A 6,448-nucleotide genomic window follows, 5' to 3' on the forward strand; every position below is an offset into this window, starting at 1 on the left:
CCTTTATACCTCAAAGCGGCAATAGAAGTATCAAAACCCTCCGCCGAAATATCACAGGGTTATTGTTACTTGCTTGCGTGGTGTCGTGCATTCTCATTGTGGGTGCTAATGGTTATCTAGTTTATCGGGGCGAAAACCTTCAGCAATACACCCTCTTGTTGATTAAGCGTATTCCATCGGGATTTTGGGTGACACTAGGAATTGGCATAGCTCAGAGTATTGGCACTTTGATTGTAGCGGCGATCGCTCTGAAATTTCTCAAATATTGGTTGAAGGTAGCCAGCACTCGGACTAAGAACTTAGAAAAAAATACTGCTGATGATGAAAGTATTGATGCTTTCTTTAACGCTTTGTATGACAGAATCAGTGGTGGAATCTGGCTTTGGGCTACTATCTTGTGTGCCCAGTTTCTCAAATTACCAGCAACGGTTTCGGAATATTTGTACATCGCACTGCGAATCTATCTAATCATTGCCGTCGGGTTGCTTATACTCAAAGCAGTCGCTGCGATCGTTGATAGCCTAGATGCTCTCAGCATCAGATACTCCAATCCTGATAACCTGCTAAGATTTTATGATCGCCTCCGACACCTAATACCCTTTTTAAAGCGCTGCTTGGAATTTGTGATTTATGTCTGTATGGTAACATTGGTGATTCAGCAGGTGCAGTTAATAGCCAATGTCGCAACTTTTGGCCCGCGACTAATGAAGATAATCGGTATCATCTTCATTAGTCGCGTGTTGTTTGAGGTCGTTTACTTACTTATTGAAGAGGTGCTGTTCAAAGAGCAGAATCTAACTGATATTCAAAGAAGTAGACGCCTGACACTCGTTCCTCTGTTTCGTAGTTTTTTACAATACTTAATTTACTTTGGTGCTACAGTTTTCATTCTCTATGCCCTAAGTATCGATCCAACTCCCATACTTGCGGGTGCTGGTATTGTCGGCATCGCTGTAGGTTTAGGGGCACAAACACTAATTAACGATATTGTCTGTGGCTTCTTTATTTTGTTTGAAAACTACTACTTAGTAGGTGACTATATTGAAGCTGGAAAAGTTGAAGAGAAAGTTGTCGAAGGTATTGTTGAGGCAATTGAACTCAGAACCACTCGTATTAGACATCCTAATGGTCAATTGCAGATTATTCGTAATGGCGATATTGGCTCAATTACTAATTACTCCAAACAGTATATTTTTGCAGTAGTAGAAGTTGGCGTGCCTTATGATTCCAACTTAGCGCACGTGTACAAAGTCATTGAGGAGGTGGGACAGCAGTTAAAAGCAGACGATCCAGATGTACTCGAAGCCACACAAGTGGATGGAGTCGAAAGCCTGGGAGAGTCCAACTTGTTGCTGCGGACATTGACGAAAGTAAAGCCAGGAAAACATCTTCACATTCAGCGCGTTCTTCGGAAGATTTTTACGAATGCACTGCTGCGGGAAGGAATTGTAATTCCCGTGCGCGCTGAAAGTGCTGAAGGTTAATTTGGCACTTTCTTTTATACATTAAGCATCAAACAATACTGCAAAGTCTATTTAACTTTGCCGTCGAGCAAGGGTATATAAAATCCAATCCAATTCGGGGATTAAAACAGTGTCTCCCACAACGAGAAAAAGGCGAACATAAAAGCGACGATACAATAAAATACTTAATACCCAAACAGCTAAATATACTCTACAAAGTAACCAAAGATGACCTGCGGATGTCTGCAATAATTCATTTATTGCATCGCACAGGATGCAAAATTGGAGAGCTAAAAGCTCTAAATTTATCAGACCTAGATATCAAAAATCAGAAATTTCAGGTACTGGGAAAAGGAAACAAACAGCGTTGGTGCTTTTATAGTGATGATGCAGCCGAATCCCTAGATCATTTATAGGGGTGCAAGGTCTTGAACCCCTACGATAGGATGTTTTTTAACTGCAATTCCCTAACCGAAGCGTCCACTGATATAATCCTCAGCTTCTTTGGTTTGAGGTGAACTGAACATTTGGGCGGTAGGATTAAACTCAACTAATTTTCCGCGACGTTTGCCCTGCTCGTCAATTTCTGTATTGAAGAAAGCCGTGAAATCTGCGACTCTAGAAGCTTGTTGCATATTGTGTGTCACCATGATGATGGTGTATTGTTCCTTAAGTTCTAAGCAAAGTTCTTCTACTTGGCGGCTAGAAATTGGATCGAGAGCAGAACATGGTTCATCCATCAATAATACATCTGGCTTCATTGCGATCGCACGAGCAATGCAAAGTCGTTGCTGTTGTCCACCAGATAATGCAGTACCCTTCTCTTTAAGTTTATCCTTTACTTCATCCCAAATAGCAGCGCGTCTGAGTGAATCTTCCACCAATTCATCAACGTTACCTTTGTAACCGTTAGCAAGCGGTGCAAAGGCAATATTCTCGTATATTGACTTAGGGAAAGGATTCGGTCTTTGAAAAACCATTCCGATTTGGCGGCGTAATTTTACAGAATTTATCTTAGGATCATAAATATTGCGATCGCGATAATTCAGTCTACCCTCAACTTTAGCTCCAGGGATTAAATCATTCATCCGGTTGAAGCAACGCAGTAAGGTACTTTTACCACATCCGGAAGGGCCAATAAAAGCAATAATTTGTTTTGCAGGAATCTTTAAGTAGACATCTAAAAGTGCCAAAAGTCCCCCATAGTAGACCTTCACACCTTCAACATTGAAGACGTTAGTCTCGTGGTCGATTGTGGCGCCATCTAATTTACTTCTACTGTTGCTATAAGTCATGAAAGCGTATCTCCTAATAACCGTGAATATATCCAATTAGATATTTAATTATCTAGTGTATTGTAAAGCGTTGGCGGATATAAATTGCTACACCATTTAAAGCTAAAATCAAGATTAACAACGCAATAATTGTTGCTGCTGCTGCATTAGCAAAACCTGGTTCAGGACGAGTAATGTAACTGTAAATTTGAATGGGTAATGCCATAAATCTCTGGAACAAACCAGGGTTAAAGGTGAGAAAACCCACAGCACCTACAACAATTAGAGACGCTGCATCACCAATTGCACGCGATACAGAGATAATTAACCCTGTCAAAATACCAGGAATAGCATAAGGTAAAACGTGACTGCTGATAGTTCGCCATTTAGTGACACCTAATCCATAAGAAGCATTTCTCAGGGAATCTGGGACGGCGCGAATTGCTTCTCTAGCTGTCACAATAATTACTGGTAAAGACAACAAAGATAAAGTCAACGCACCAGAAATCAAAGCGGGGCCGAACCCAAGCAAATAATTGAAAACCCCTAAACCTAGCAATCCGTAGACAATAGAAGGTACACCTGCCAGATTGCTGATATTAATCTCAATAATCACTGTCCACCAAGCTTTAGGTGCATACTCTTCTAGATATAAAGCTGCTCCAACACCAAGTGGTACAGTGACTAAAATCACAATAATTCCTAAAAGAATACTACTGACAATCGCGGGACGGATGCCACCTTGGTCAGGAAAACGAGAAGGAGTTTCTGTTAGAAAGCCGGGTGTTAAAAATCTGGCTAATCCATCTCGAAAAATATCGAAAAGTAGCAAAGCCAGAACAAATATACCAATCAGCAACCCTAACAAAAAAATTATTTCAAATACTTTTCCTAATGTCTCCCTACTCTCAACATTCTCAGTAAATTCTGCCGCCGAATCCAAAGAATCATCTCGTTGATAACTTGTCGTCATGCTTATTACTCGTACTTTTCTTTATAGCGATTAGCAATCCAGTAACTAACAATATTTAAAACTAGGGTCATTAGAAATAAAAGAGCGCCCACAGCATATAAAGTCTGGAAATTAAGACTACCACGTGGACTATCCCCACCAGAAATTTGCGCCATGTAAGCTGTCATTGTTTCTACTGATTCCGCAAAGTTAATCGTCAGTTTTGGTTGTTGTCCTGCGGCGATAAGGACAGTCATCGTTTCACCCACAGCACGAGAAATACCCAAAATAATTGAGGCGATAATTCCAGAAAGTGCTGCTGGGAGAACTATTTTAAAAATGCTTTCTAGTTTAGTAATACCTAAAGCATAAGCTCCTTCCCGCAAAGAACGTGGAACAGCTTGAATCGCATCTAAGCTAATAGAACCAACAGTAGGAGTAATCATTACCCCCATCATTAATCCTGCGCTCAAGGCATTAAATATTTCTAGAGGAATAATATTTCGCAGTAATGGTGTGAGGAATAACAGTGCAAAATAACCATACACTACTGTAGGTATTCCCGCTAAAAGTTCCACTGCTGGACGTAAAATTGCTGCTACTTTTGGTTGAGCATATTCACTCAAGTAAATTGCAGAAGATAAACCCAAAGGAATAGCAACCGCCATAGCAATAACTGTAGTTAAGAAAGTGCCAGCTATCAAGGGCCAAACGCCAAAATGTCTCTCTGCAAATAGAGGTGTCCATTTAGTATCAAGAAAGAATTCGGCAAAGGAAACTTCTTGGAAAAAAACAAATGCCTCTTGAAAGATAATTAGGACAATACCAAAGGTTGTTAGAACCGAAACTAAAGCACAACTAAATAAAATTACCGCAATAATCTTTTCTGAGATATCTTCAAATGCATTTTTTTCCAATGACTGTCTGAACTGGAGATAAGAATCGTCTTGAGAATTGGGGTTTTGCATAAATTAGTTAAATCTTTACTAAATTCATACTACAAAAACTGGTCTTTGTTTAAATAAAGTTGGTAATTGGTTCACCTGGTTTTGCCTTTTTGAATTTTGTCCCAGTTTCACCAGTAGCTAATTTTTGTTTTACCTTGACGTAAGCTTCATCAGGTAATGCTACATAACCAACACTATCTACCCACTTCCAAGAATTTTCTAGATAAAAATCTACAAATTCTTTGACTGCTGGCTTGCTATCTAGGGATTTTTTACTGACATAGATAAACAGAGGACGAGACAGTGGTGTATAGAGATTTTTGACTACATTATCTATCGGAACTGGTTTTTCACATTTCCCTGTGGGGCTTTCTACAGCAACTAGATTGAGTTTATCTTGGTTTTGAATATAGTAAGATATGCCTACATAACCTAAAGCTGATGCTTCACCTGAGACTCCTTGCACAAGTAAGTTTTGATTATGACTGGGAGTATAATCTGTACGACCATTTTTAGCTTTGCCGGTAACAGCTTGAGTCATATAATCAAACGTTCCAGTATCAGAAGCCGGAGCATACAGTTTCAGTTTTTGGTTAGGAAATTTGGGATTAACTTGATTCCATGTCAAGATTTTGCTGTCTGATTTAGCGCCCCAAATTTTCCCTAATTCTTTAATGGTTAGACATTTGGCAAAGTTATTTTGACGATTAGTAATTACAGCAATGCCATCTAAAGCTACAGGCAACTCGACAAATTCAATATTCTTACTTTTACATTTTTTAATTTCTTCATCTCTAATGGTACGGGAAGCACCAGCTATATCAATATCGCCATTACAAAATTTACTAAAACCGCCACCTGTACCACTTGAGGCAACGCTAACTTTTGCTTCAGGTTTCACTTTACCATATTCTTCCGCAACTGCTAAAGAAACAGGAAAACCTACTGCTGCACCATCAATACTCACCTGACTTTTCAATTCCTGTCCACTGTTGCAAGCACTTATACTGCTGGCAATAAGCATTAAAGATGTCAGGAAAAAGCTATCCTTAAATCGGCTACCAAAGCTCATAAATTATTAATTGAGATAAAGTGACTCAGAATTGCTTATGCTTGGCTATCTGTAAGCAGATAATGCTGCATGAAATAATCAATATTATGCTTTGCTTGCAGCTTGAACTTTATCAAAAATTGCTCCATTTCCAAAAAATTTGTTCTGGATAATATCCCAGCCACCTAAATCTTGAGATGTGAATAAAGTTTTAATTGGCGGATATTGTGAGGCTACTTCTTGGGTAACGGTGGGGTTAACAGGACGATATTGTAATTTTGCAAATTCCCGTTGAGCTTCTGTTGAGTAAAGAAAATCAACAAAGGCTTGTGCAACTTCTCTTGTACCGTGCTTATCAACGTTTTTATCTACTATTGCTACAGGATTATCAATGGAAATATTGACTTGGGGTACAACGTAAGGCAACTTAGCCCCATTTTTACCCGCCAAAATTACCTCATTTTCGTAGTTAATTAAAACATCTCCCTGACCTTTTTGGAAAAATAAATCGCTTGCTTCACGGGCATCTTTTGTTAGAAAAGGGGTGTTTTTATAAACTTTAGTGAGATAATCTAGCGCTGTCGCTTCGTCACCGCCTGTTAGAGTTACCGAACCCCAAAAAGCCAAGAATTCCCAAATAGCAATACCAGAAGTTTTTGGGTTAGCCGCAATCACTTTCACGCCATCTTTTGCCAAGTCTGCCCAAGTATTAATAGCTTTGGGGTTGCCTTCGCGGGTGACGATCGCAGCAACCGATCTAC

Annotated in this window: 7 protein-coding genes; 2 read left to right on the plus strand and 5 right to left on the minus strand. The window is 39.5% G+C overall.

What is annotated here, in order from left to right; genetic code table 11:
• The coding region (locus tag IQ229_RS08610; protein WP_194042916.1) for a mechanosensitive ion channel family protein at positions 1-1,484 on the plus strand (1,484 nt) is incomplete at its 5' end.
• A 167-nt stretch (positions 1,485-1,651) separates the two neighbouring features.
• On the plus strand, positions 1,652-1,879 hold the full coding sequence (locus tag IQ229_RS24660; RefSeq protein ID WP_322743959.1) for a tyrosine-type recombinase/integrase: 228 nt from the start codon (positions 1,652-1,654) through the stop codon (positions 1,877-1,879).
• 51 nt (positions 1,880-1,930) lie between these two features.
• Here the strand turns inward: IQ229_RS24660 and pstB are convergent, their stop codons facing one another.
• The 5 genes from pstB to IQ229_RS08640 all read right to left on the minus strand — a co-directional run.
• Positions 1,931-2,758 carry a phosphate ABC transporter ATP-binding protein PstB gene (pstB, locus tag IQ229_RS08620; RefSeq protein ID WP_194042918.1) on the minus strand — a complete coding sequence of 276 codons (828 nt, stop codon included), beginning with the start codon at positions 2,756-2,758 and terminating at the stop codon, positions 1,931-1,933.
• A 52-nt stretch (positions 2,759-2,810) separates the two neighbouring features.
• Positions 2,811-3,710 carry a phosphate ABC transporter permease PstA gene (gene pstA / locus IQ229_RS08625; protein WP_194042919.1) on the minus strand — a complete coding sequence of 300 codons (900 nt, stop codon included), beginning with the start codon at positions 3,708-3,710 and terminating at the stop codon, positions 2,811-2,813.
• Positions 3,711-3,715: 5 nt separating this feature from the next.
• Positions 3,716-4,657 carry a phosphate ABC transporter permease subunit PstC gene (pstC, locus tag IQ229_RS08630; RefSeq protein ID WP_194042920.1) on the minus strand — a complete coding sequence of 314 codons (942 nt, stop codon included), beginning with the start codon at positions 4,655-4,657 and terminating at the stop codon, positions 3,716-3,718.
• 49 nt (positions 4,658-4,706) lie between these two features.
• Positions 4,707-5,708 (minus strand): PstS family phosphate ABC transporter substrate-binding protein, encoded by a 1,002-nt coding sequence (locus IQ229_RS08635; RefSeq protein ID WP_194042921.1) that lies wholly within the window; start codon positions 5,706-5,708, stop codon positions 4,707-4,709.
• A gap of 84 nt (positions 5,709-5,792) precedes the next feature.
• On the minus strand, positions 5,793-6,448 hold a 656-nt coding region (locus IQ229_RS08640), incomplete at its 5' end, for a sulfate ABC transporter substrate-binding protein (RefSeq protein ID WP_194042922.1).

Origin of the sequence: Nostoc cf. edaphicum LEGE 07299 (genome assembly GCF_015207245.1) — a bacterium.
Lineage (GTDB): Bacteria > Cyanobacteriota > Cyanobacteriia > Cyanobacteriales > Nostocaceae > Nostoc > Nostoc edaphicum_B.